Raw genomic sequence first — 24212 nt, forward strand, 5'->3', positions numbered from 1 at the left:
GTTCTTTACGGCGTGCAGCTGAAGTAGCTGTCTTACGTGTACCTCGGGACGAACCGTGGGTTATTTACGTCATGCCATAAGGCATGCCATAAGTACTATGGGAAGGCACTTCCTAGTTTGGGAAGGCGGGATCACTCCCCCACTTTTTGTTCCGCTTGGATATGAAGCTTGAAGACGGTCGAGACCAGCGCGCTGCGCGAGGGTGCGTCAAACTCAGTGACTTTCTCATCCAGCCACGCAACCTGAAGTCCGTCGAGGCGTAGTTGGATCTGAATGCCGGCTTCTCCTCGTTTCCGTGGTGCGCGCCTAGGCATGCCGGAGTTGGTTAACGTGGTCATTGGGGTGAACTCATCGGCGATTTGTTTGTCGTCGACGGCTTCGAAGGCATCAATCAACAGGTCAGCATATGTGGTCCGCTGCTGGTAGACGGCATCTTTGACCTGTGCCAGGAGTGCCGGCGGCAGGTAAACGCCGACGTTGCGCAGAGCCCCGGGGACCAGCTCAGAAGCCTTGGCCGCACTAGTCGCCTTCTTGGAAGCAGGCTGCTGCGGTTTGTTGGCCTTCGGCGTCTTGACTGAGGGGGGCTTGGAGTCCTCGCGCTCCCCTGTTCCCTCAAGGGGCGCCTCCTCAACAGTTGCCTGTTCAGCGGGCGGAATATCTGGCCCTGGCTGTTCAGTAGGCGCCTGCGTATCATCGGGCTCGGGTGCTGCTTCTGGCGGCGCCTGTACAAGTTCCCGGGCCGGCACCTCCGGGGTTTCTTTGAGAGTGGGTTCCGGGGTAGGTGTGCCCCTCCCCCGCTTTGGAGCCAGCAACCCTTGCAGTGCTGCGCCACGGGCAGGCGCTACAGGTGCGAATGCCCCGGCAAGACTCTGCCGGCCGCTCATGCCTGGTTCCCACTTTCGATCTCGTTCAGTCGGGCGAGGATCTCGCCGGTCAACTGCTCGTACTCTTCAGCCAGTCCGCTGGCATTGCGTGAAAAGAAGCCGTCTGCTGGCTTCTCCCCCGCTCGGAGCGCCTTCAGGCGGTTCTTCTGAGCGTCGGTAACGGCACCTTCGAGTTCGTGGAAGAGCAGGCCCTTGCGACGGGCGTCGGCGCTTGCGCTCTCTAGGTTCCTGATGCGGGTTTCGAAGACCGGGGCGACGGTGCCGAGCATCTCTTCCAGAGTTTCTCGCACGCTGCGTTCCAAGCGAAGGGAGCGCGGTCCAACGCCGAAGAGGACGATCCCCGCCAATTGCAGCGATGGGTTCCGGTCGCGGACCGCCATGAAGCGGCGGGCGATGCGTTCGACTCCGTCGATACTCGCATCATCGGAGCGGGTAGGAATGACGACGGCGCTGGAGATGGCAAAGGCACCCTCCACGAGAATCCGCTCCCCCGGGGGGGTATCGATCAGGATCAAGTCGTAATCGTCTGCCAACGGGGCCAGGGCGGCGTAAAGCATGTCACCGAAGTCGCCGGCGTCGGAGCGGCTGGAGCGGGACACCATAAGGCCCTGGATGTCTTCCAAATCCTGACCACCAGGAATGACGTCCAGGTTGTCCCGCACGTCACGCAGGATCATCGGCGTCGTGCCGGTGATGAGGGCCTGAAAAAATTCCCTGCCCGTCTGGCGCTCATATCCGAGGTCGCGAGCCAGGTCGCCCTGGGGGTCAAGGTCGATCAGTAGCACGCGGGAGCCAGCCAGGGCCACATACCCGCCAACGTTGGCTGCTGTTGTGGTCTTGCCCACTCCACCCTTGCCGTTCGCCAGGGAGACCACACGGTCAATGGCGCGCGTTGCCTGGGGTTTCGGCGGTACGGGGGTTTGCAGAGATCGTGCCATCGACCGGTAACTCTCCTACTTGGTGGGGGCATATTGTCTGCATTCCACGCTAGGTGCACTCCTCCGGGAAGGATGGCATTGACACGCATATGAGACACCACAATTTGTCGTGTGGGTCCATCCATGGGAGGCCATGTCATGCATGCGGCTGAATGTCTGGCGCGGGTGTCTACGTGTGCCCGAGTGACAAAGCCCATGGGAGGCCACATGGTAAATCAGGCTCAATTTAGAATTCGGCATATCGTGTCGCTTGAGGCAGTCCGAATCGTGGTTGGGTCAATGTTTGTAGCAACGGGAAGAGCTACGGGAATGCACATGTCGTGAAAAGCGTGGTTCTCTACGAGAGCAAAGGCGTGTATTTACGTAGATATGCATGCAATGTCAACCACAAGAGGACCTGCGGTAGACCAAGCTGCCGTGACCGTGTGGCGTCCCATAGGGCGTATGGCATAGCTTATGGCATGAAAGATGCTAGTCGAGAGACGAGCTTCGCACGAGATACCAACAGGAATACGGATAAGCCTTGCGTAGCCCCCCGCTGGTGGCTTATGCAGAGGAGGCCGTGACGGGCAGGGGAGAGGCCCAATTAACCCGCTTGTGCTAATCCGGCTGCTTAGCCGGAGAAGCAGGCCGCAACCATCCACATTCGGTATCCTGAGTGGCAATTACTTGCTAGTCGAAGTTCCACTCACGAACGTGTCAACTGACGCTTCGCTTTGATCGGTAAGCGGCGTACTTTCCCTAGTGACACCTTTTTGTCTTCAGAACAGGGCTCCGTTGGCAAAGCGACTGATCCAGTTGGTGGTCACCTCGTCATTCTGCGGGATTGATCGCGGAGGCTCCTGCAGCCCGATAGCCAGGGGCCGAAGTGGCTCGTGAGCGTGCGTATGTGCAGGGGAGGACACCGCGACCGTTTCTGACTTACCTTCGGCATGGCTCCGGAAAAAGCCGAAGAAGTACTCATATTGTTGGTCAAAACTGGTTTTCGAAATGAAAGCTGGTCAAAACCTGTTTTGGAGGATTTTTGACGTGCCTGGCAACGTAATTGGGTATGCGAGGGTAAGTACCCGCGGGCAGTCCTTGGATTCCCAGGTGGATGCGCTCGTCGCCGCCGGGGCCGTGCGGGTGTTTCAGGAGTACGCCTCAGGGGCCACCCAAGCAAGGACGCGTTGGAGGGAATGCCTGGATTACCTGCAGCCGGGGAATGTCCTGACCGTTGCTGATCTAACCAGGTTGGGCCGAAGTACCTCCGATTTGGCCGACATTGTGACCGTACTGGGACAGCGGGGGATAGGGTTCCGTTCTCTCGCCGAACCGTGGCTCGACACCACCAGCGCCCATGGAAAGCTCATCTTCGACATGTTCGCCTCGCTGGCCGAGTACGAACGGTCCCGGTTGTCTGAACGGACAAAGGCCGGCTTGGCGGCGGCAAAAGCCCGAGGCCGTCTTGGCGGCCGCCCTCGAACCATGACCCCAGCCAAGACGGAGGCCGCTAGGCAACTGCGCAGCCAGGGAAAGACTCTGAAGGAGACAGCGCAGATACTCAGTGTCAGTGTTTCTTCGCTGACCCGTGCTCTCAGCCGCAATGACGTGCTGGAAGTCGCAGATGCAGCTGCATAACGCTAACGATTACGACGGGTTAGAACCACCCCTTGGCCTCAGCCGTGACCCAGAGTTCCTCAGGTGGGCTACCCGAGTGCAGGCTATTTCATCGTCTGCGGTTTCGATCCGGGAGGCTTCCCCGGTTCCGCTCGATGGCCGCCGAATGAAGGACCTGCAATTCGTATGTTCTCCCATATCCGTCCGATCCATTGAAGAAAACCTCTCGACGATTGTTGAGTGCCTGGTACTGATGGCCGAAATCGATAATGTTCACGTCGGTTTCTGTGTTTCATCACCGGGAGTTCAGGATTCTGATCCGCTGTTTGTGCAGGTAGTCGCGGTTGCTCCGGATGTGCAGGGACGAGGAGTGGGGCTGGCACTGCTCGCCGCAGCGGTTCAACGGGAGCCTCGGCGTGATATCGCGCTTGCCACGCAGGACGACAATGTTGCGGCACGCTCGCTGAACGAAAAGCTCGCTAAATCAATAGGTGCAAAAATTCGAAAAGTCAGCCTCAGCAATTATCGGGGTAGCGATCTGGGTATCCAACGAGGTCTAGGCTACCGGGCTTGGGTCATCCAGCGTCCGCCGTTTGAACCGTGAAGGAAGCGCAGTGTTCGTGGGAGCAACCAAGCTCTTCCGTGACCAGAGTGCCAAGAAGTCAATTCCAGACGCCCCCGTCGTACTAAAGACGGCGCGCCGCCGCCCGTGGTTGCTGCGTCGCAATGCTATCGAAACGGGGCGCGCCACAAACGCCTCATCCGAGGCAGGCACTCGCAAGCAGAGCTAACCGTCCGAGTCCCTATCAGCTGATTGGGACGCCTGGCCTTGATAGCGGTCTTATATCTGGGTCGGATGCTCGTACTAGGACGCGTCGAATAGAGATTCCTGCCAGACGATGCGGGGCGTTCGGATTTGGACATCCTCAACTGTGTGGTTCAGAGGGAATCCGCCGTCGTGGCTGAAGAAGTAGTCACACCCCAGGCGTACGGCAGCGGCCAAATGCAGGGCATCGGCGGAGCGCAGCTGCTTCGAACTGTTGAAGCGGAGGTGTCCAAAATCTTTGACCATTCTGAGGGCATCTCGCGCGAGGAACCGATCGATTTCCGTCCACGCGGTTGACTCCGCCTGGAACCAGCCCCGGAGCAGATTCCGAACGCGGTCGGTGTTCTTCCGCGCAACGCCGTTGCACAGGACTTCGGCTTCCAACAGAGGGGATGCAGCGAGACGGACCTGACCATTTTTGGCAGCTTCGAATACGGACAAAGCCGCTTTCCATCTGGGTTCGCCGCTTACCTGGTCAAGGTCCTCGTTTCGAGTAATTAGGTCTAAGTAGACGCACGCGTCCACATAGATGAGCGGCACCGGTAGGGTTATTCGATTGCTCTTAGGCACCCCGGATACCTCGCATGTAATCGTCCACTGTGATTCCGTCCAGCCAATCGGGGGCAATGCCCAGGAGCTCGTGGGGTGAAGGCATTCCGCTGTCGTCCTCCGGAAGGCGTTCGATTTCTGTGATTTCGATGCGTATTGCTTGCCCTTGGGCGTTGCGTGTTACCAAGCCACCGACCAGTACTCGGTGATTCCAGTGCTCTCGGAGAGCTTCAGATAATGCCGGCGCCGCATTACCCGAGACGGCGCGTTGGGTTTGCCTGTCGAATAGGCGGACGCGCAGGATGTTGCGGCGTGGGGTGGCGCCCACGGTGTCAAGGACGCCGGACAGGGATCCGTGCGCCGTGTCTTTGCCTTTCACTGCATCAGCGGCGTTTTCTCGGACTGTGGATGAGAGCACAGCGGTCGTATTTATCTTGCCGTTGTAGGACGCCATCGATATTTGGCTGAATTCGTTGCCTGATGTTGCGATGCGTTTGATGCGTTCAACCGTTTCGGGACTGTACAGCTTAGGGATCTCCGCTCGTTCGCCAAGGCTGTTGATGCCTTCCACGAATGCGTCAATGGGGCGGAGCATGTCCGACAGGTCACGCCTTCGTGAGGAACTTCGCGGTTCGAGCCGTATGACTGCGTCATTTGCCTGGTGGTGGAGAGATTCGATAACCCAAGTAGGGCGTGCACCCCGGTGAAGGTAAAGTCGGTCGATCTCGCGCAGGGAGAGAACAACATCGTCTAAAGTTTTCGTGAACCGGTGAACGGCGGCTTTCTCCCGGCCTTCACGGAGGCGCACCTCCAGCCCGGTCGTAGTCATGGTTTAAAGCTAATGGATGATGAGCGGTCAGCAGTGCAGGCGGCACTTGACAAGCAGTGACGCCCTATCTTCACCATTCCGATGTCAGGGACAGTGTGGTCCCTGGGGCAAGTCCGGCGACGGTGTCGAAACTATTTGCGACGACGGGAGTGCGTGTCATGCGCTTACTAAGGCCGACAAGGTCTCCAACCCGCTTTTTAACACCGGCTTGCCAAGTTTTGAACTTGCCATCCCACGTGTTGAAAAGCTCCAAGGCATCTTCCTCGGAGGCAGGAAGAATAAGCGTGCCAGCAAAATCAGGACTAACCGCAAGATGTGCCCGAACTAGAGTCGCATGGATGTGCGACGGGGTCTCAACCCTTATGCGTTTGTTGATCAGGACCGAAGAGTCATCCAAAAGGTCGTAGGGCGTCGCCAACTCTTTGACCGGTCCGTGTTCAGGGACGGTGACGATTGTCGAGTCCAGAGTTCCTTCAGGGATGTCCAAGCCGGCGTCGATAAGACTCGGTGGACGGGAACAAAAGCGAAGGACAGATTCGGCAACTGGAGCGGCATCGAAAGCCTGCCGTGCCCGAGAGGCCTCTTGGACTTTCCTTCCCTCGGACGCCTTTACTATTCGTTCTTCTGCGAGAGCGATCAATGCTTGGTGCACGTCCTGAAGCACCTCCGTGACATCATCTCGCCGCAACATCAGCTGCAAACCGAGCCTGTCAAAGTTTTGCCGGTTGACCTCCTGCAGTTCCTGGGTGACCGACATAGCAGGGCGTCCCGAAATCTCATCAAACGCTGCCACCAAATCTTTGGTCTCATCCCCACTAAGCACCAGGGGATTCAGAATCGGAAGCATCATCAGCTCACGGATATAAGTCTGGAGCACGCCGTCCCCGCCGGCCCGGCGCCCGAACTGTTCAACCATCAAATGAGTCCAGGATAAATTAGCGATAGCGGCTAACGCGCGGGGATTGGTAAGGCCCGACGGAGGGCGCGAAACGAGGAAGTTGTCAGGTACTTGAACGCCTTCCGGAATCTCGGTCACGTAATGGACCTGACCCCGGCCTTTAACCCACACGATGCGTCCGGGAGGAGCGGGCTGGCTAGGGACGGCGTACCAGTTCTTGCGGGACGATGCCTGAGCGCGACCGGAAATGGCACCACCGGCGCGACGGCCGCTGGCTTTAAAGTCCGTGCTTTCGCCGTACTCGATGTACTTGAGCGTGTGCCGCAGCCTGTTGCTCGACAGCTCTTCAATGCTGTCTGTGACAGAGAACAAACGAGATGGGAGATCATCGTCCGCAGTTATCACAAGGCGGGCCTCAACCTTTTTCGGGTTGCGAATGAGTTTTTGCAGCGAAGTACGCTCTAGCAGGTGACGGGCCCCGCCCCCGTCTTCTACCAATGCCACGCGTTGACGATCCCTACTGGTCCTCAGCTGCGCCTGCAAAAGTGCTTCTTCATCCGAGATCTCAGTTACGCAGAAAAACTTAACTGCTCGGGTGGGTATGCCGCTGTAGGGAGGGGCGATCTCGCCCAGAGGGACGAGCATGTCTTTCGCCTCTAAGCGGATGCGGCGGATATTTGGCGACTCCACGAGGGCTGCGGACCAGCTGTTGAGCAGTGAGCCGCCAAACGCACTCTTTGCTCCCATAGTAGAAAAATCAACCGTACTCACTGCTCGAAGTCCTCGATAGTCATCGAATCAGACCTTTCCACCAGCTCGCTTTGCCGTATGAGATTGATGTCCCAACGAACATCGTCAGCATCGGACGCATTACCCCCCGACTTGAAAATCTCGTCTATCAAATCTTCAGCCCTTTGGCCGCGAGGCAGCGTGGAATCAACCAGTTCAGCTACCGGCCGCTTCAAGCGGACAAACCTAATTTGATGCTCCGGGTCTATATGTGGGTTGGGCTCGTTCGCAACGGTTCCCGGATCATCAACTTTCCTAGCCAGGAGAAGGAGCGTGTTCTGTTTGGCGGCGAAGAACCGCTCAATTTTGGAGTCAATAATTGCGTCGATCTGGAAGTATCTGCCAAGAAAGCTCAGTACCGCATCGCCATAATTTGAGCTGAGTAGTGACCAAGACAAGACAAAGGCTAGTCGTCCACCTGGCCGTAGGTACTGGGTAGCCCGAGCTACGAAGAACGCCCACAGATCAGCCTTCCCCGTGAAGTTAGGAAAGGCGATCTTGTCTTCCGCATGCACCTTTGAAAGAAGTTCGTGAATGTGCCGTCGCTCGTCCTGGCTTATGTTTTCGAACCGAATATAGGGGGGATTCCCGACGACGGCATCAATTTGGGTCGGCATGAAGACCTTCCCCGTTTCAGGTAGCACGAGCTGGGTTGCGCCGCCGGGTGCCAGCTTGAAGAAGTCTGATACGACCACCCGTGGGTAGGCGGTATCTGCTTTGCTGTTAGCCAGCACCAAATTCAATCCCGTGAGGGAAGCCGCGAATTCAGCCAGTTCAACTGCGTACGTCTCGGACAGAGCCTGCTCATGACTAGACCCAAGCAGTGTCTTTCGATCGACGCACATGCTCACAAAGGTTCCAGCGCCCGCGGCAGGATCCATAACAACGTCATTGCCGCGTTCGATCGCGTAAGCAGCGGCAATCTCGGCTACGGGTTCAGGGGTGTAGTGGACCCCGGTAGCGTGGCGGTGTTCTTCGTCGAGAAGGGACTCGTAGAGTCCAGGCACATATTCTGCAGGGCCGCTCCAGTCGGAATCAGAAATAAGGCGAATCAGGCTGTCCCAGCGCCTACCAACGTCGCTGGCCGCTTGCGAAGCGGACGGTACGAAGGCCACATCGTCCAAGGGACCAGGGGTGAATTGCACCTCGAAATCGCCGGTGTGATAGCGGGCGTGGTCGTAGAAGCCTTGGAGAGTCTGGGCAACCCGCGCGGGGTCTGTTGCTCTTGCGGGAACATCCAGCGCGTCCAACTTGAACCGTCCATCCCTGAGCCCGGAAGCGCGCAGGGCGGTGTAAACCATCAGCCGTGTGGCAACCACAAAGCAAGCAATTTCCGCCACTTGAAGCGAGTCATCTTCTAACTGTTCTGGCTTCGTGGGATCAAGCTTCACACTCACACCAAACTGATCAGAAAGGATCTCTACGATTTGATCGTGAAAAGACTGATCATGCTGGACCGCCTCAGCAATGCGAACCGCAGCCTCCTGAGCAGCCTCATGGACAGCATCGCGTAGATCCGAAACCTGCGGAGGGGCGCTCCGTTCCCTTTCCAGCTGGTTGGCCTCAACCTCATCTAGAAGCAATTCAACTCGGTCGATGAAGGTCATCCATTGCGAGCCGAGAGCGTCGCGGTTTTTCTTCAACGTCGCCTTGGAAGAGTGAGTCAGGTCTGTAACCAAGGGGTGTACGAAGAGCGGAGAGGTCGGCCGGGGGCCGTCATGAGTCGACCACAACGCGATTTCCTTGAAGTTGCACGTGCCATACCAAACCAAACCGCGACTGGCAGCCTTCTTATGAGCGTCTACCGTCATGACTGGGTCCCGCACATCTGCTACTTCAGGCCGCTTCATCTCAATCGCGACAACAGCGGTCTTCTTGCCCCTAAGCGTGACGTCACAGCGCAGCGTACTTCCGGAATCGGGATCACGGACATGCTCTTCAATTTCAGCCGACAGGATCCGTGCTGGCTTCTCATCACCCTGCTGACGTGCAGCCGCGCGGATTGCCGTAGGAGGGAGAATCCATGCCGCCATCGTCCTCTCGTCAGTGATGGACGAAGCTACCTTTGCGGCCAATGTTTCCCCTTCAATTTCATCGCGTGAGCGGTGCACTCCTCCCGCAGAGGGCAAACAACGTCCTAAATGACTTTGCCGCCTATGGGCAGATAACCGTGCCTTCAGGTTACAAGGCAGCGGTCCGGCAGCTGCCACTTGCGCAACTGTCAGCGACGTGTTGGCGGGGCCAGTGCAGAAGGACGGTAAGCAGCGCGGCCTCAGCCGGGATCGAATCAAGGCCTTAGCCAGGGCCAACGACACGGGCGGATGCAGGCTGGGGCTCCTCCTCTGTCATGGCGCCACGCTACCGCCGCCGGCCCTGTCGGGCTTAGGCGGCGGCCGCAGCCCCCGCGTCCGTGATGGCACCCAGCAGCCACTGCTCCGATAGTGGGTCGCGGCGCAGCTCGAATGTGCGCAGCGCCGACGTCGAGGTCAATCTGACCTGGACCTGCCAGTGTTCGACGGTGACCAGGTCCCCGCAGCCGAACGCTGCCCGCTTGGCGGTGTTCCACCAGTCCGCCCGGGTGAACCAGCGCACCGGGTCCGCGGCCACGGCCCAGATCCGGCCTTCATACCTGACCGCCAGGGGAATTCCCTTCGCGGTAAACCGGACCTGCACCGGCGCATCCAAGGGTGTTTCACTTGCTGTTCTTGCCACGGGTCCGCTCTCCCAAATTCCTGTTCATCATTTCCTCCCGGCGGGTCACCGCCGAACTCCACACCCAAGTCCGGTACGTGACCGGCCCGTCCTTCCACGTCACTTCCGCTGCCTTCGCTGTCCAGGCAAACACTTCGCCGTCCACCAGCTCCGCGCAGTTCGGGAACCTGATCCACGCCTTCACCGGGATCCCCGGATACCCGTTCTTGACCGGGAAGTGCTCGAAATCGAGCTCTTCCACGGTCAGTCCGATTGGGCCGGGCCGCCGCGCGTACTGCGCCTGCAGCGCGGCCGCGAACTCTTCGGAGGACATACCACAACCTTAGAACATATATTCGAATAGACACGCCAAAGAACGGCGGCCATGGTGCTGGCCGCCGACTCCCATCATGGGGGAGGGGTACGACAACGAGGACCAGGGCTATAACCCAGTGGGGACAGCTTTGAGCTGTGCGGAGGGCTCCACCTGCCCGCCAATGGGCATAACCCGGGGCAAGAGCCCTGGTTTCCGCTGCGCTGCATCCAGGAACCGGTCCTTCGCTGCGCTTAGGCCTGTAAATGCTTGTTTGTCCCTTACATGTGGCTGGGTTATTCTCCGTAACGCGCGCTCCCGCGCCGTCTTCCCGTGAGCGACCGGCAGCCGCCCCTGGGCATCGTGAAAGGCCAGGACCTCGGCAAGGTTCCGCAGCCCCACCTCGGTTGTGCGCGGTTCCGGCGGCGGTGCCAAGGCCGCCTTGCGCTCATCCTGGAGGCGTGGGTCCTGTTTGGCCGCGATTTGCAGGTGATACCGGACGGTTGTTTCCGCGACGCCGGCCCAGGCCGCGATCTTCGACGTCGGCGTCCCCGATCGGTACATCTGAACGAAACTCAGGGTCAGGCGCCGCCCGCCGATTGTCTGTCATCGGCTCTCGCCTAGGAGGCGTCGCTGTAGGTCTGCTCTGGCCACTTCCATCGGCCGTCCGGCTCGATGCTGTAATTCATTTGGCCGAAGAGGATGTCGCTCGTTCCGTCCGGGTTTCCTCCACGGGCCGCGTAGAGGGCCTTGGCCTTGATGCCGCGGCGCTTAAGGCTCCGCAGAGCTAAGCAAACTGCGGTCAGTGCACCGGCCAGGGGAATTCCGATCAGGGCCCACTGACGCACCCCAAGCCAGTGAAGGAGGAAGAGCGGCGCTATACCCGCAAGGGCAACGTAAAAGGTCAACCCGAGGGCCATGTTCACCCTCAGTTCCCAGTTGGCCGGCCGGTTGTGGATGTCGTAGAGCTCATCATCGGGTGAAGTCACAGTGTCCTTCCTATCAGGATCCGTCGCTCTTGCTTGCCCAGGTTCATGCTGTGGCCGCCCGCCCCGGGATTGGGAGCTTTCACCCTGTGTGTCTACGACGATGCTCCTATAGCCGTCAAATTGAATTTCGGGAGGAGTGGGTGATTCTGTCAACTGGTTTTCGTCTGGCTGGACGGCTATCGCGGACCCACTGAGTGGCTGATTCGAGCCAAAGGTTTGGACGTGCTGCCTGCGACGTGGGATCAACCGAAGTGTGGAGCTGGTCCCCGCTACCGACGAGATATTTCCAGGGGGACGGTCCCGTTGATGGTTGCGATGTAGGTGGCCATGAAGGCGTATCCGAGAACGTAGACGAGCGTATAGGGCCATCTCGTTTTGGCTTGGGCATCTGCAGGGAGGGCCCTGCGTCCGTTATTGCTGGCGAGCCTGGTCCGCAGGTCCGTGACCTTGACGCGGTATAGGAATAGCGACGATAAAAAGAGGGCTGCCGCGATGAAGGCCAGCGCGGGTATTCCGACTAAATCGGTGGTCAGGGGAAGAATCATTGCCAGAAGACAAAGGCCCGCGTTGCAGAAGGCGTTGATCACGCCAAGGATTCTGTCCATCCGTGACCCCCTCTTCAGAGCGGGATTCCTGTACCGTCCCCAGTAAGCCCCAGCTTGGCCAATAAAGGCACAAAAGACATAGATCAGGATTCTATTCACGGCTCAGAACAGACTGAATGCATCGGTGGCCTTCGGGTAGCCAAGTTCCTCCAAGCACGCGAGCACGGTGGCGGGTTCGCGTGTTACGAATGTCCATGGGCGACCAACGACAGGTATAGCTCTGACACCTTGGTAGGGAGCTAACCATGTCCGCACACATTGGATCTCTACTACGTCCTCCCGCTTAAGAATCCAGGGCCCAACGAACCGTCCCAGGCCATACGCCAGGCTGAACTCCAAAGCTTCCGCCGTCGGGCTCAGCACCAGCATCCGCAACTGCGGCGAGACCCTAAAGACCACGGGTTGGTTTCCCCACGACTTGGATACGGCTTCGGCTTTCACGGGTATGGTCCCACCGCCGTCGAAGTGCTCCTCCTCAAGAAATACTTCGGGGAGTGCCGGTTCTTTCCTCAGGTTGGTGACGGCCACTGCGATTCCGACCACGGCAAGCTGCACCCCGGAGATCATAAGCTGACCGGGCGTGGGATTCATGGCAGCAAAAATGACCGCCGTGAGCAGGAAAAAGAGCTCGAGAACTGTGATCCTGATTCGAGGGAAGCGCCGCGAATAACGTTCCTGCCCATTCATCGCGGCCCCCGATGACTGATGTTGCCGCCCTCGATAGCCAACTGGTTGATCACAGGCTCATCTTGGCATGAACGGGGCGACTCGCAATCAACCTAGGGAAAGGAACCGTTGATGTTTTTTGCAGTCTCGGCGCGGAGGTGACGTTCGGCTCATCAATTCGACTGGGTTTTAGCGGACCTGCGGCTCGCTCAGTCAGCCATTGTCGGTAGGTCATAGCGAGGCCGTCGTTACGGATGTGCCCGCGTTCCAAGCGCGAAATGATAGATACCCATTGACCGAGTTCGCCGGCAACGGTGGTGATGGTGAGGCCGAGTTCGGTCCGTATGCGGCGGAGGTCGGAGTTGTCTGGTGCCGGCCGGGGGTTGATGATCTGGCGGTAGATTTCCCTGGCTGCGTAGCGTTTGAGGCAGCGCATGACTTCGCGTTTACTCTTGCCTTCGGACGTGCGTTTAGCCACGTAATCCTTGGTCCGCTGGCACGAGCCCATGCGGACCAGGACTACCTGGTGCAGGGCGTTGTTGGCGTTGCGGTCGCCGCCCCTGCTGAGTCGGTGGCGGGTTGTCTTGCCTGATGAGGCTGGTACCGCGGCGACCCCGACGAGCGAAGCGAACTGGGCTTCGTTTCCGAGACGGTCCGGGTTGTCCCCGAAGGTGATCAACAATTGGCTGGCTACTTCGGTTCCGACTCCGGGGAGGTCACAGAGCATCGGAGCGTAGCTGTCGAGAATTTCCTTGAGCGCTGCATCCGCAGCCTCGATTTCCGTTCCCAGTGCTTGGCAGCGTGTTGCCAACGCCTTGAGCGTCATAAGCGTGACGTACTCGGGGTCAGCCATATGTCCGGAAGGTCTCGTGCGTTGCAGGGCAGTAATCAGCGCGGAGGTGGCTAATGCCCGGTATTTCGCCCGGACTTTCTCCGGGGCCGATACGAGGAGCGCCTTGATTTGGTTGATGGCCGCGGTGCGGGCCTTGATCGCTGAGGCGCGCCCGGAACGTAGGATCCGGAGGCATTCCACGGGGCCGTCTTTGTCCTTCGGGATCGCCTTCGTCCGCCCCTCGAGCACCGACTTGGCGGCCTGGTAGGCATCCAGCGGGTCTGACTTCCCCTTGAGCCGGCGGGCGGCCCGGTTCGGGCGGTTCACCTCCAAAACGCTAAGCCCTTCACCCCGAAGGGTTCGGGCGAGTTCGGCGCCATAGGATCCGGTTCCTTCGACACCAACGGCTATCACTGTGCCGTAGGAGGTGATGAAGTCGATGATTTTCCGGTATCCGGATCCCACGGTCAGGAACTCCTTGTCCGCGAGGGGTTTACCGTGTTCGTTGATGACGGCTACGTGGTGTGTGTCGGCGTGGGTGTCGATACCCGCGATTACTTTCGTTGGTTCGCTTGCCAAGATGGAATTTGCCCCTCAGTCGCGTCGAGTGCTGATTGATCGGGCGCGGGCCAGGTGGGCAGACAAAACGGTAATGGGACTGGTCGTATCAGGCTCCTATGAGGTCATGTCCGCCTGGCTCGACACCCCTTTTAGCGGACCTTGAGCCGGCGGACAGATCGTCGGGAAGACAGTGCCGCCTGGTACGTCAATTTTTGGCTGGGTCACGCCGGCTCAAGGACTGTTCCAGTATTACCGTTTTTGGCTGCTGTCCTTATGTTGTTACAGGGTTCAGTTCCTCGGCCGTTGTAGGGTCGTGGCTACCCAGGGGAGGAGGGTATGGCTTTGGTTGCTGTGCCGGGCATTTTTGTGACGGCTTCGAAGGATTGGCCGCCCGCCACCCCGCGATGACCCGACCGCTGATTGAGAGACGCGACATGATCGCCGGATAAGGACACGACGGCGCGGTTATCTGCTGGGCCCTTACCCAATTCGACAGACTGGAGGCTGTTCTTGGTGCAACTATGGGCCGGTATCGACGCCGGGCAAAGCCCATCATCACTGCGTTGTGATTGACGCCGACGGAAGCCGGCTGCTTTCCCAACGAGTCCCCAACGACGAACCCGCCCTGTTCCAACTCCTCGCTGGCGTGCTCGAGCTAGCGGACGGTGACGAGGTGGTGTGGGCGACCGATCTAAACCATGGTGGACCGGCGCTGTTGATAGCCCTGCTCGTCGGTCACGGTCAGAAGATCCTCTACATCCCCGGCCGGACAGTGCACCATGCCTCCAAGATTTACAGCGGCGACGGCAAGACAGATGCCAAAGACGCTGCCGTTATCGCCGATCAGGCCCGGATGCGAACTGACCTGCAACCGTTACGTGCAGGGGATGAGATCAGCACCGGCCTGCGGCTCCTGACCGCCAGGCGTGCCGATAAGTCCGCGGACAGGGTAAGGGCGATCAACCGTCTCCAGGCCCAACTGCTGGAATACTTTCCCGCACTGGAACGGGCCTTCGACTACAGCCGCTCCAAAGCCGCCCTACTGCTGCTGACCAAGCACCGCACGCCGGACGGGATCCGCCGCACCGGTCAGGCCAGGATCCACGCTTGGCTGAAGAAGCGCGGCGCCCGTTCCTCGGCGGCAGTCGCCGTGGCAGCTTTTGAGGCTGCGAAATCCCAGCACACGACGGTTCCTGCCCAGCACATGGGGGAGGGGATCGTCGCCGCACTCGCCCGGGAAATCCTCACCTTGAACGAGGAACTGGCCGAACTCGATGCGATGATCCGTGAGAAAGTCGCGGAGCACAAGTACACCGAGGTGCTGTTGAGCATGCCCGGATTCGGACCCGTCCTCGCCGCCGAATTCCTCGGTGCCACCGGCGGCGACCTCACCGTCTTCCAGTCCGCCGACCGATTCGCGGGCGTTGTCGGACTGGCCCCTGCACCCCGGGACTCAGGGAGAATCAGCGGCAATCACCACCGGCCCAGACGTTACGACCGCCGGCTCCTCCGCGTCTTCTACCTTTCCGGCCTCTCGGCACTGAAGTCATGCCCCGCTTCGCGTGGCTATTACGACCGAAAACGTGCGGAAGGGAAATCCCACATCCAAGCAATGCTGTCGCTTGCCCGACGGCGGCTCAATGTCCTCTGGGCCATGCTCAGGGATGGTGCCCCTTACTCCCCAGTGCCGGTATCTGTAGCGAGCTAAGCCGCCAGTCTTGGTGAAATGAAGACCCTATCGGGGGGGCGTTTTGTTCCGCTTCTGGTCCAAAATGACACCACCCCACGTGCGTGTGGAAGGACAACCGCGGACCAGCTGGTTGACAGTCATCCTGAGCAATGCTTAGAATTATGAGCAGAGCCAAAATATGGCTAACAGTGGACGAGGAGACATGATGAAAACTTCACTAGAGGGGCTAAGCCCCAACACACGGCCCCAGAAGCAAGTTGAGGTAAAAATCGACGGAGAGGATACTCTCCTCCCGAACAGCGAGATCACTCCTAACGAAATTCTTTGTCTCGTGGGCCTTGATCCATCGAGCCATTATCTTGTTGAAGTGCAAGGTCGGCATCAGAATTCGTACCAGGGTGCAGGCGACGAAATCATTCGGGTCCACAACAACCAGGTCTTCATCAGCCTCTCCACCGGCCCCACCCCGACCTCATGACCGGGCCGGAAGAGTTTGCTCGCCAGGCCGAAGCTCTCGGGCTGGCGGAAGTTCGGGTAGAAGAAGGCTGGCTTTTTTTCGAGTTGCCAATCCATGCTGGAAAGCACGCGGGTGAGAGCCGACGAATCGCGGCTCAAGTTCCAGTGGACTTCCCTGACACGCCACCTCCCGGGCCGCATGTCAGCCCTGCCACCACGCATCCGGCGGGTGCAGTTCACGCATCGCCTCTCGGCTCAGATTGGGTTTATTGGAGCAGGCCCGTGCAGGCTTGGCCAGCTGACCGGTCAGTCAAGGCATGGGTCAGGCATGTTCGAAGCGTCTTTGCGCAGGTGACTGATGCGTAGTTTTAGCGCAGCATTCACGGCCGGCATCCACACGGCGCTTCTGACGCATCTCACCCGTGATGACGGTGACGAGGATCTGACGTTCGTCGTCTGGAAGCCCTCTGTTGGCGCTGGCCGTGAGACTGCGATCCTCACCGACCTCGTTCTTCCTCTATCCGGGGACCGCCAGGTGCACGGAAACGTTTCCTTTCAGTCTCAGTACTTTCTACGGGCGTGTAACGTTGCTGCCGATATCGGCGGCGGAATTGCACTGATACACTCCCATCCCGGAGCTCGTAGCTGGCCGAAATTGAGTAGCGATGACTTCAATGCAGAGGCAGGACACGCAGCTCAGGCTCTCGCGCTTACCGGCCACCCGCTGGTTGGCCTAACACTGGCCGGCGGCAGCAAAGAGTACAGTGCGCGGATCTGGCGACGCGCGGAAGAACGCCGATGGGAGCCGCAGTGGGCGGACAAAGTCCGTGTGATTGGAGATCGCCTAGAGGTCTCAATGCCCAAGGGCCCCGAGAGGTATTCACAGCGGTATCAACGCCGCACGATTGATTCGTGGGGGACCGGTGTTCAGCAGACCATCGGATCCCTGCGCGTCGGTGTCGTAGGGGCAGGGAGTGTTGGGTCCCAGATAGTTGAGGCACTCGCCCGTACGGGTTTCGGGGATCTTGTGATTCTTGATTACGATTCCGTTGAGAACCATAACCTCGATCGGATCCTCAATGCGACGGTGGAGCACGCCAATGGTGCGGCGCCAAAAGCCGAGGTAGCAGCGGCAGCAGCTAAGATGCATGCCACGCATCCGAACTTCAACGCAGCATGGAGTGAAGCCAGCGCAATCGAGGCCCGCGGCATCGAGTTGCTTAAGGATTGTGACTTAATCTTCTCGTGCGTTGACCGGCCGGCCGGCCGCGCGGCACTGAACGCCCTCGCCTACGCGCACCTGATTCCAGTCATAGATGGTGGCGTTCTCGTGAGCCCAGGACGAAATATGATGCGAGGTGCCGAGTGGCGGGCGCACGTGGCTGCTCCGGGGCGCCGGTGCCTGGAGTGCTTGGGGCAATTTGATCCCGGACTGGTCCAAGCAGACCGGGACGGGCTGCTCGCTGACCCCAGTTATATTGATCAGCTGCCCGACGATAGTCCGCTGAAGCGGAATGAGAATGTGTTTGCATTTTCGGCGGCGGTGTCTGCACAGCAGGTTCTTGCCGCCTTGCGGATGATCGTCGCACCAGCTGGAGTTGGCGATATCGGTGCGCAGACGTTCCACTTCGCTAGTGGCACCGTGGACCTGGACACCAGGGGGTGCGAGCCGGGCTGCCTCTACCAGGGAATGACTGCAGCAGCGGACGGCGGAGGACGCCCGACAGTTCACAGGCATGTTTCCGCTGAACTATCGCGAGCAGAACGTTGAAGGCTTAACCGGCTCTTCCACTTTTGCGTGGCGGCAGGTGTTCAGCAGGCTTGTTGGGCCGGGGTGTACAACGGTAACCAGGTCAGCGGTTTCCGGTACTTCCAGGCGGATCTGTGGCCCGGCCGCGCCTGCCGTGCAGGTCGTGGGCGCGGCGCCGACGGACTTCGGTGACCATTTGGTTCGCCAGGTCAGCACATGCCAGTGGTCCACGGTAATTGCCGCCTTGGGTGCGTATGTCAAAGTAATTCAGGACCACGAGGACGGCCTGATCCGCCACCGCCTCGGCCGGGCACGGATACAGTCCCGGACCGCCTGACCGCGGCGGCCGTCCACAATGTCCAGGATCGCCCCGTTATCCAAGCCGGTGAACACGATCGACCAGGGCTCGACCCTGGTGATCTTGCCGGCATCATCTTTGAGAAACCGGACCGACCGGAAGCCGTGTTCATCAACGCCCAGACGGCGGACGAGTCGTCGGTCCACGCCTCCCCACAGGACTGCGACGTCGGCAGTGACGCGCATGACGGTCGTCCAGGAAACGCCGGCGGCCGCAGCGACCCGGGGGACGGCACGGAGCTTGGTGGACAGCCCGGTGACGATGCCGGCCACCTGCCTGCTGGTCAGGCGTGAACGCAGCGGAATCTCGTCAGTGGTCTGCACGAAGGACCGCCTCGGACACTCCGATTCCGAGCACGCCAGCCGCCGCTTCCCTGACATGGACTTCCGCGGTGCACCGCCGCCCTGGATGTCTCGGACGCGCTGGACCGGGCGGGCCTGGATCCGGGAAGACAGGACGCCGCAGTTCGGGCAGGCGCCTTCCCGTTCGACGGGCTCGACCAGCACAGTGCGGGTGTCGCCGGAACGCTCGGCAGAGAGCACAACATGGCCCTCCAAAAAATTAAACAGAATCGACGCGGCCTCGCACGTCTGCGCAATCTGTAACAAGGCTCGTAGTCCTCAGCAATAGATGTCTCGACAACACCTATGCTCGCGGGGCTACGAGCCCCTTCATTTGAAGGACACCACGCCAAAAGTTGATGCGCCGCTTAACCCACGGACTCCGCACCGATGAGCCAAATAACTTGGCACATGGAGGAAGAACCTCTGGAATTATTCGCCAGTGGTTGAGCGTGCATCCCGATCGCTGAGGTATGGAGCGATGGAGGCAAGCTTAACCTGCCGAACAGTCTCGTGGTCGAACGCCTGACTTATGGCCATAGATTCCACGTGTGCACACAGAACGCCTGTAAGAGCGAGCCGCTCCGGCGACGCGTGGGTTGCGTCCAAAATGATCTCCCCGAGAACACTGGGTTGGGAGTTTCTCCTAGCAGTGCGGTCGATCGCTTCAATGACCCAAATATATTTCGGCATATGGGTGGTCCGATAAAGCAGCATCAGGTCCGGGTCGAGACCACGAAGGGGCAGCCGCTTCTTGTAGTCATTCGAGGCTACGGCATAGGTCTGGTAAGCCATCTCGTCTACAGCCATCGCCTGGGCAGCACGGCCAGCCGTTCCATCCGGGGCTAAAGACCACTGTTTGGTCGCGATCTCCAACCAAGCTGCACCAGTCGCCTCAGCGCGCTCAGCATCGATGTTCATCCGCGGCATGAGAGGCGTCAGGATAAACTTCCACGGCCGGTGTGCCTCATCGGGCTCGTTCCACGGATCATCGACAGGGATGTAAGGGCCGCGTGCGTCGTCGTGGCGCCAAAGCGTCAGTCGGCCGTGTCCACGACTTGGAGTGCGGTCCCAAGCCACGACAACCCATGCATGCGAGTTAGAGACGACTATGGGCGGTAGATCCGAGTTCACGTAACGGCACAAGACCCCGTACAAACTTGTGCTCCCAGCTGCCGGACGTACGTTCGGTCCCGAATCATTCGCCGGCTCTAGCATTCCAGTCGGGAGTCCAAGACGATCGAGCGCGTTGAGCATCTGCGATGGAGACAACCCGTCGGAGGGCATTTGTCGTCCCACCACTACACCACCAGTCGCAGCATCTCGTACCTCGCTGGGTGTTCGCTTCGGCAGCCCGTGTCGCAAACTCGCATGGCGCAAAACCATCCAAATCGAGGCGTGGGCGCACCGCAGGTACTGCGCGTCCTGACTGATGAAGGGCATGGCCGTGACCGTCAGCTCGAAACCAAAGAGGTTTACCCTTTCTGGTACTCCTGCAACCGAAGCTGCCTTAAGTTCGGGCGGAGCCTGGATCATGGTTCGTCCCACTGGAGTTCCTGGCAGGGGGCGCATTACCGAATACCCGCGGTATGCCTCCTTGTGATCGTTTAGATCACCGAAGTCCGGTGGAACCTGAGCAGCAAAGAAGTGCAGTCGGTGACAGACGGAGGGATAGCGGCGAAACGTGGATCCGTAGAAATTAGAGTGTTCGCTGCGCCAGTCGCTATCAATGTATCGCTTCTCAACGACAACCGACTGCACTCCGTGAGCTTCGGCGATCTCGATTATGCGTTCTAGCGGCAAGGAAGGCGTCGACGGCGCCGTGTAGTTGGATCGGATGGCATCCCATCCGGCTGGAGCCCCGACGTCGACCACTTCACCAGGGTCGTCGTCGGGGCTCCATTGGTCGAACGCCAGCGACATTCAGTTCGCTCCTTGTGTTCTATTTTTATAGAGAGTGCAAATCAATGGATACGGACGCTTGCTTCCTCGTTTTCGGCGTTTCGCTCTGACTCCTTGATATCGCGCATACGCCTCTCCCACTCGACGACGACGTCGCGGGACTGTTCAAAATTAAGTAACTCGGCAAGGGTTGTCTGGACTGTCAGGCCCGGCCGAGCGATTGATTGCGTGGACATACTCGCTCCTCCTGTTGATGGAAGGATACAAGTGTGGTCTGACATTCTAGGGACCACAGCTTGCAACCCAATGGTCGCGGACTGTCATGCTAACGCTGTGACTTCAGAAAGGCGAGAAAGTCCATGACTTGTTTCGTCTCCTGTTCAGTGAGGTCGTTGAGTGCGCTTGCTGGAACGCCAGCGATCCTTGTGACGTGGGATTCGGGCGGAACTAGACCTGAATCCGATGGGAGGCCTGCAATTCGAAGAATCTCCGAATATTCAACCCCATACACACGAGCCAACTCAAAAAGAATCTTCGTAGAAGGAACTTTGATCAAGCCGCTCTCAATTTGGCTCAGGTAGCCGTTTTTGACGACCCCCCCGGACAGCTCTTCAACCCGTCGAAGTGTGTACCCTACTGCTTTTCGAGCAGCACGAAGATACTTGCCGAGATCAGTGTCCATTTGTAAAGAATAGCAAGTGTTGCTCAGAATAACTAGCAGACGTAGAAGTGCAGACTCATCCATGGATGCTGAATCCCGGGTAGCCGTGGCAGCCGCTCTCATCTCTGCTTTCGGTTTGGTCCGTGGTGAGCTTCATCAAAGTCGCCGAGTCTCGAAGGAGGCCCAGTAACCTACGCGAGTCCTGTGTAAAGCATCTCGGCTCGTCTCGGAAAGGGACAGCTTTTCGAGACAGTCCATTGGCCTCGTCTGGCGTCAGGCAAGTCGTTGGAAACACTGCCCTGCCCGCGTCTCGTAAAGCCGTCTCACTACAATTCGTCTCGCTGCGGCCACGCTTGGGGCTTTTCAAGTCAGAATTGCTTTGTGAGGCTACTGAGTTACACCCGCGTCAGTACTTCAGGACAGGACGCCCGGCTCCAGCTGGATGCGCTGGTTGCCGCTGGTGTGCAGAAACGTGACGTCTTTACCGACGTGACCTCCGGCAGTAAGACCGCGATCGAGCGGCCCGGTATGAAGAAGCTCCTCGAGTACGCCGAGGAAGGCGACACCGTTGTTGTGTGGCGAGTCGACCGGCTGGGGCGGTCACTGATTGACGTACTGAACACGGTGGCCCTCCTGCGCGGCCGCGGTGTCCAGGTCCGGTCCATTGCCGATGGCATCGACCCGGCAACCTCGACCGGCCGGCTGATGTTGAACATGCTCGCAACCCTTGCCGAGTATGAACGCGAGCTCATCGTCGAACGGGTCAATGCCGGCATCGCTGCCGCCCGTCAAAACGGCACACGGTTCGGCCGGCCGCTGTCCGATCCCGCCGTCATCGCGGACAAACTCGCGATCGCCCAGGACGCCCGCGCCAAGGGACGCACCGCCGAAGATGCCGCTCGGCTTGTTGGCTGGAGCCGCGCAACGCTCTACCGTCATCAGCAAGCCCGCGCCGCACGCGAAAGCACTGCAACCTAGCCCGGAAACCGCACGCTGCCTCGAGACTCCGGTGTCCGGCAACCCTCTATCAGCGCCCGGGTCTACTGCATGGACCTCGCTTCGCTCGGGCTGTAGAAGCGTTTTTCTGTTTTTTGCTGCTGTCCTTCGGATCGTACGTGCCCGCTCCACCGGCTCAACCGCCCTGCGGACGGCTGCGCAGCCGATGGTTTGTGTCGGCGCTTCGCTTATTTCCTCCCACAACCCATCCGCTGCTTGCCCTTCGGGTTGCCCCGGCTCCGTCGGGCACAGCTACGCGATGCTCCGCCAGCAGGCAAAAAACACCCGGGGGAGAGGGGAAGCTGGCCGGTCACCAAGACCGCCCCACCCACCGGATCCTCAGCAAAGGACGAGAAAAAACCATGAATGACCGCATCGCACGCGCAGCCCTGACCCGCCTCTTCGATCCCGGCGATCGCGTCGGCCTTGCCCTCGTCGGCAGGCTCGGCGCGTACGCCGCGCTGAGGCTCGCCACCGGCGCGCAACCCGTCCACACACTCCCGGACGTGACACCCGAGGAGCTGGCCGCCGCGTTGAAGCGCTGGGCCCCACGGGTTCCCGAGCTCGACCCGGAGAAGGACCTGGCCACGATCGAACGCCTGGGCGGCGGGTTCCTGATCCCCGGAGACGAGCACTGGCCGGAGGGTCTGGATGACCTGCCCGACGCCCCGTACGGGCTTTGGTATCGGGGCAACATCGACATGGGCATCCCGGCACCGTCGAAGTGTGTGGTCCTGACCGGATCCCGGGACGCGACGAGCTACGGCGCTTCCGTTACCGGGGACATGGCGTACGGGGTGGCCCAACGAGGAATCTGCGTGATCTCAGGCCTTGCCTACGGCATTGACGCGCACGCGCACCGGGCTGCTCTGGCCGGGAGCCGGGGAGCGGGACCGGCTACCCTCGCGGTGCTGGCCGGGGGACTGGACCGGGACTATCCGTCAGGTAACGCTGATCTCGCGGCCGCGATCCGCGGTAACGGATTGACGCTCTCGGAGCTCCCGCCGGGTTCCGCCCCGACCCGGTACAGGTTTCTGCAGAGAAACCGCATCATCGCCGCCCTCGCCGGGGTAACCTGCGTGGTGGAAGCTCGGTGGCGGTCAGGCGCGCTGAACACCGCCCACCACGCCGAGAACATCGCCCGGCACGTCGCCGCCGTCCCGGGAAGTGTCCACAGCGCCAACTCCGCTGGATGCCACCGGCTGCTGAGAGAAGGCGGAGCGGTGCTGGTGTCCGATGCGGCCGAGCTCACCGAACTGCTCGCCAGCTAACCGCGAAGGTGCCCGGTCCCGTGCCTGGGGCCGGTCACCGCGGGCGGTTCGCCCAAGGTGCATGCCACGTGCACGGTTCCTGGGCGGACCGCCAAAACGCCCCAACACCACGCCGCACAGATGACGTCGGCGGCGATCCGCCGGGCAGGGTGTCAGTGCCTGCCGTTACGATGCACAAGACAACAAGGGAAGAAGAACCACGAGATGAGCCTGAGGTACATGGCAACCGGAAAGAATGCGGACAACTCGGCCGAGACGGCGAACAAAAGAAAGGCGCAGCTCCTCGGCTGGGTCGGTGTGCTGGTCCTCTTCCTGGCCGCCTTTGTTGCGCAGTTCCATTCGAGCTTGTCCTTGACCGTCATCGGGGTGGGTATGGTCATGCTGGGCGCAGCCATGCTGATCACCAAACAATGGGGTGCCCGGCTGCTGATCGGCGTTGGCGCGGCCGTCGGTGTCGCCGGGGTCGTCCTGGCCGTCATCTTCCAAGGCTAGGTACCTCGCACCAGACCCCACACGCCTGCGCCAAGGAGTGAGAAGGACCGGCACGTTTGTGCCGGTCCTTCCTGCTTGATGCAAGCTCGCAGGGCTCGCAAGGATCGGGCGTCCGCTGGCGCGGCCGGCTGTGGGTCCAGGGCGCGCCGTCGCAGAGCTCCGGACCCCCTGGACTGGCTTGTCTACGACGTTTTGGCTGCTGTCCTGACGGATTGTGTCCGCTCCGGCCCGTCTAGCCCCTCCTTCGTCGGGGCCTGCGGTGCAGGAAATGTCCCTGCGGCGCTCCTTCGTCGCTGATTTCCTCCGGGAATTTCCCGCCCCTTGCC

Annotated in this window: 22 protein-coding genes and 1 pseudogene; 7 read left to right on the forward strand and 16 right to left on the reverse strand. The window is 60.0% G+C overall.

Annotated features, from left to right (window positions below; translation table 11 throughout):
* Positions 1–131: 131 nt before the first annotated feature.
* Together QRN53_RS12775 and QRN53_RS12780 are read right to left on the reverse strand one after the other, a co-directional pair.
* Positions 132–884, reverse strand: a complete 753-nt coding sequence (locus tag QRN53_RS12775; protein ID WP_285244215.1) for a hypothetical protein — start codon at positions 882–884, stop codon at positions 132–134.
* Positions 881–1822, reverse strand: coding sequence for a ParA family protein (locus QRN53_RS12780; RefSeq protein ID WP_285244216.1), 942 nt, complete (start codon positions 1820–1822; stop codon positions 881–883). The genes QRN53_RS12775 and QRN53_RS12780 overlap by 4 nt, the downstream gene beginning before the upstream one ends.
* Before the next feature lie 990 nt (positions 1823–2812).
* Between QRN53_RS12780 and QRN53_RS12785 the strand changes: the two genes are divergently transcribed.
* A complete protein-coding gene (locus QRN53_RS12785) occupies positions 2813–3442 on the forward strand; it encodes a recombinase family protein (protein ID WP_350224170.1) in 630 nt (209 codons plus the stop codon).
* A gap of 145 nt (positions 3443–3587) precedes the next feature.
* A complete protein-coding gene (locus tag QRN53_RS12790) occupies positions 3588–4025 on the forward strand; it encodes a GNAT family N-acetyltransferase (protein WP_285244217.1) in 438 nt (145 codons plus the stop codon).
* A gap of 261 nt (positions 4026–4286) precedes the next feature.
* Here the strand turns inward: QRN53_RS12790 and QRN53_RS12795 are convergent, their stop codons facing one another.
* The 10 genes from QRN53_RS12795 to QRN53_RS12840 form a co-directional block, all read right to left on the reverse strand.
* Entirely contained in the window at positions 4287–4817 is a 531-nt protein-coding gene (locus tag QRN53_RS12795) for a type II toxin-antitoxin system VapC family toxin (protein ID WP_285244218.1), read from the reverse strand.
* The gene (locus tag QRN53_RS12800) at positions 4810–5625 is read right to left on the reverse strand and encodes a hypothetical protein (RefSeq protein WP_285244219.1); all 816 of its coding nucleotides are present in this window, start codon (positions 5623–5625) and stop codon (positions 4810–4812) included. Before QRN53_RS12800 ends, QRN53_RS12795 begins: the two co-directional genes overlap by 8 nt.
* 70 nt (positions 5626–5695) lie before the next feature.
* Entirely contained in the window at positions 5696–7294 is a 1599-nt protein-coding gene (locus tag QRN53_RS12805; protein WP_285244220.1) for a hypothetical protein, read from the reverse strand.
* On the reverse strand, positions 7291–9423 hold the full coding sequence (locus QRN53_RS12810) for an Eco57I restriction-modification methylase domain-containing protein (protein ID WP_285244221.1): 2133 nt from the start codon (positions 9421–9423) through the stop codon (positions 7291–7293). The genes QRN53_RS12805 and QRN53_RS12810 overlap by 4 nt, the downstream gene beginning before the upstream one ends.
* 271 nt (positions 9424–9694) lie before the next feature.
* Positions 9695–10024 (reverse strand): hypothetical protein, encoded by a 330-nt coding sequence (locus tag QRN53_RS12815; protein WP_285244222.1) that lies wholly within the window; start codon positions 10022–10024, stop codon positions 9695–9697.
* A complete protein-coding gene (locus QRN53_RS12820; protein WP_285244223.1) occupies positions 10005–10337 on the reverse strand; it encodes a hypothetical protein in 333 nt (110 codons plus the stop codon). Before QRN53_RS12820 ends, QRN53_RS12815 begins: the two co-directional genes overlap by 20 nt.
* A 599-nt stretch (positions 10338–10936) precedes the next feature.
* Positions 10937–11305 carry a CobD/CbiB family protein gene (locus QRN53_RS12825; protein ID WP_285244224.1) on the reverse strand — a complete coding sequence of 123 codons (369 nt, stop codon included), beginning with the start codon at positions 11303–11305 and terminating at the stop codon, positions 10937–10939.
* A gap of 269 nt (positions 11306–11574) precedes the next feature.
* Positions 11575–11910 carry a hypothetical protein gene (locus QRN53_RS12830; RefSeq protein WP_285244225.1) on the reverse strand — a complete coding sequence of 112 codons (336 nt, stop codon included), beginning with the start codon at positions 11908–11910 and terminating at the stop codon, positions 11575–11577.
* 102 nt (positions 11911–12012) lie between these two features.
* On the reverse strand, positions 12013–12597 hold the full coding sequence (locus QRN53_RS12835; protein ID WP_285244226.1) for a hypothetical protein: 585 nt from the start codon (positions 12595–12597) through the stop codon (positions 12013–12015).
* Positions 12598–12646: 49 nt separating this feature from the next.
* Positions 12647–13987, reverse strand: a complete 1341-nt coding sequence (locus QRN53_RS12840) for an IS110 family RNA-guided transposase (protein WP_285244227.1) — start codon at positions 13985–13987, stop codon at positions 12647–12649.
* A gap of 492 nt (positions 13988–14479) precedes the next feature.
* Here QRN53_RS12840 and QRN53_RS12845 point away from each other — a divergent pair.
* Positions 14480–15677, forward strand: a pseudogene (locus tag QRN53_RS12845) (IS110 family RNA-guided transposase).
* Between the two features lie 363 nt (positions 15678–16040).
* On the opposite strand, the gene QRN53_RS12850 reads toward QRN53_RS12845, so the two are convergent.
* Entirely contained in the window at positions 16041–16274 is a 234-nt protein-coding gene (locus QRN53_RS12850) for a hypothetical protein (RefSeq protein WP_285244228.1), read from the reverse strand.
* Between the two features lie 199 nt (positions 16275–16473).
* Here QRN53_RS12850 and QRN53_RS12855 point away from each other — a divergent pair, with 199 nt between their 5' ends.
* Positions 16474–17886, forward strand: coding sequence for a ThiF family adenylyltransferase (locus QRN53_RS12855; RefSeq protein WP_285244229.1), 1413 nt, complete (start codon positions 16474–16476; stop codon positions 17884–17886).
* A gap of 246 nt (positions 17887–18132) precedes the next feature.
* On the opposite strand, the gene QRN53_RS12860 is transcribed toward QRN53_RS12855, so the two are convergent.
* The 3 genes from QRN53_RS12860 to QRN53_RS12870 form a co-directional block, all read right to left on the reverse strand.
* Positions 18133–18765: a hypothetical protein gene (locus QRN53_RS12860; RefSeq protein ID WP_285244230.1), complete on the reverse strand. Its 633-nt coding sequence runs from the start codon at positions 18763–18765 to the stop codon at positions 18133–18135.
* A gap of 231 nt (positions 18766–18996) precedes the next feature.
* Positions 18997–19485 carry a hypothetical protein gene (locus tag QRN53_RS12865; protein ID WP_285244231.1) on the reverse strand — a complete coding sequence of 163 codons (489 nt, stop codon included), beginning with the start codon at positions 19483–19485 and terminating at the stop codon, positions 18997–18999.
* Positions 19486–20791: 1306 nt separating this feature from the next.
* Positions 20792–21148 (reverse strand): helix-turn-helix domain-containing protein, encoded by a 357-nt coding sequence (locus tag QRN53_RS12870; RefSeq protein ID WP_285244232.1) that lies wholly within the window; start codon positions 21146–21148, stop codon positions 20792–20794.
* A gap of 360 nt (positions 21149–21508) precedes the next feature.
* On the opposite strand from QRN53_RS12870, the gene QRN53_RS12875 reads away from it, so the two are divergent.
* From QRN53_RS12875 to QRN53_RS12885, 3 genes are all read left to right on the forward strand, one after another.
* Positions 21509–22105, forward strand: a complete 597-nt coding sequence (locus QRN53_RS12875; protein WP_285244233.1) for a recombinase family protein — start codon at positions 21509–21511, stop codon at positions 22103–22105.
* Positions 22106–22485: 380 nt separating this feature from the next.
* Positions 22486–23394: a DNA-processing protein DprA gene (dprA, locus tag QRN53_RS12880; RefSeq protein WP_285244234.1), complete on the forward strand. Its 909-nt coding sequence runs from the start codon at positions 22486–22488 to the stop codon at positions 23392–23394.
* A gap of 219 nt (positions 23395–23613) precedes the next feature.
* Complete coding sequence (locus tag QRN53_RS12885; RefSeq protein ID WP_285244235.1) at positions 23614–23886, forward strand: hypothetical protein; 273 nt, start codon at positions 23614–23616, stop codon at positions 23884–23886.
* Positions 23887–24212: the final 326 nt, after the last annotated feature.

This window comes from Pseudarthrobacter sp. fls2-241-R2A-127 (genome assembly GCF_030209355.1).
Taxonomy (GTDB): domain Bacteria; phylum Actinomycetota; class Actinomycetes; order Actinomycetales; family Micrococcaceae; genus Arthrobacter.

What these genes read in the sequence shown, in the direction of transcription:
- QRN53_RS12885 (WP_285244235.1), top strand. Translation starts at nt 23,614, where the DNA reads ATGGCAACCGGAAAGAATGCGGACAACTCGGCCGAGACGGCGAACAAA.
- QRN53_RS12780 (WP_285244216.1), bottom strand. Translation starts at nt 1,822, where the DNA reads ATGGCACGATCTCTGCAAACCCCCGTACCGCCGAAACCCCAGGCAACG.
- QRN53_RS12855 (WP_285244229.1), top strand. Translation starts at nt 16,474, where the DNA reads ATGCGTAGTTTTAGCGCAGCATTCACGGCCGGCATCCACACGGCGCTT.
- QRN53_RS12785 (WP_350224170.1), top strand. Translation starts at nt 2,813, where the DNA reads ATGAAAGCTGGTCAAAACCTGTTTTGGAGGATTTTTGACGTGCCTGGC.
- QRN53_RS12835 (WP_285244226.1), bottom strand. Translation starts at nt 12,597, where the DNA reads ATGAATGGGCAGGAACGTTATTCGCGGCGCTTCCCTCGAATCAGGATC.
- QRN53_RS12800 (WP_285244219.1), bottom strand. Translation starts at nt 5,625, where the DNA reads ATGACTACGACCGGGCTGGAGGTGCGCCTCCGTGAAGGCCGGGAGAAA.
- QRN53_RS12865 (WP_285244231.1), bottom strand. Translation starts at nt 19,485, where the DNA reads ATGAACATCGATGCTGAGCGCGCTGAGGCGACTGGTGCAGCTTGGTTG.
- QRN53_RS12820 (WP_285244223.1), bottom strand. Translation starts at nt 10,337, where the DNA reads ATGTCCTCCGAAGAGTTCGCGGCCGCGCTGCAGGCGCAGTACGCGCGG.
- dprA (WP_285244234.1), top strand. Translation starts at nt 22,486, where the DNA reads ATGAATGACCGCATCGCACGCGCAGCCCTGACCCGCCTCTTCGATCCC.
- QRN53_RS12830 (WP_285244225.1), bottom strand. Translation starts at nt 11,910, where the DNA reads ATGGACAGAATCCTTGGCGTGATCAACGCCTTCTGCAACGCGGGCCTT.
- QRN53_RS12870 (WP_285244232.1), bottom strand. Translation starts at nt 21,148, where the DNA reads ATGGACACTGATCTCGGCAAGTATCTTCGTGCTGCTCGAAAAGCAGTA.
- QRN53_RS12775 (WP_285244215.1), bottom strand. Translation starts at nt 884, where the DNA reads ATGAGCGGCCGGCAGAGTCTTGCCGGGGCATTCGCACCTGTAGCGCCT.
- QRN53_RS12790 (WP_285244217.1), top strand. Translation starts at nt 3,588, where the DNA reads ATGAAGGACCTGCAATTCGTATGTTCTCCCATATCCGTCCGATCCATT.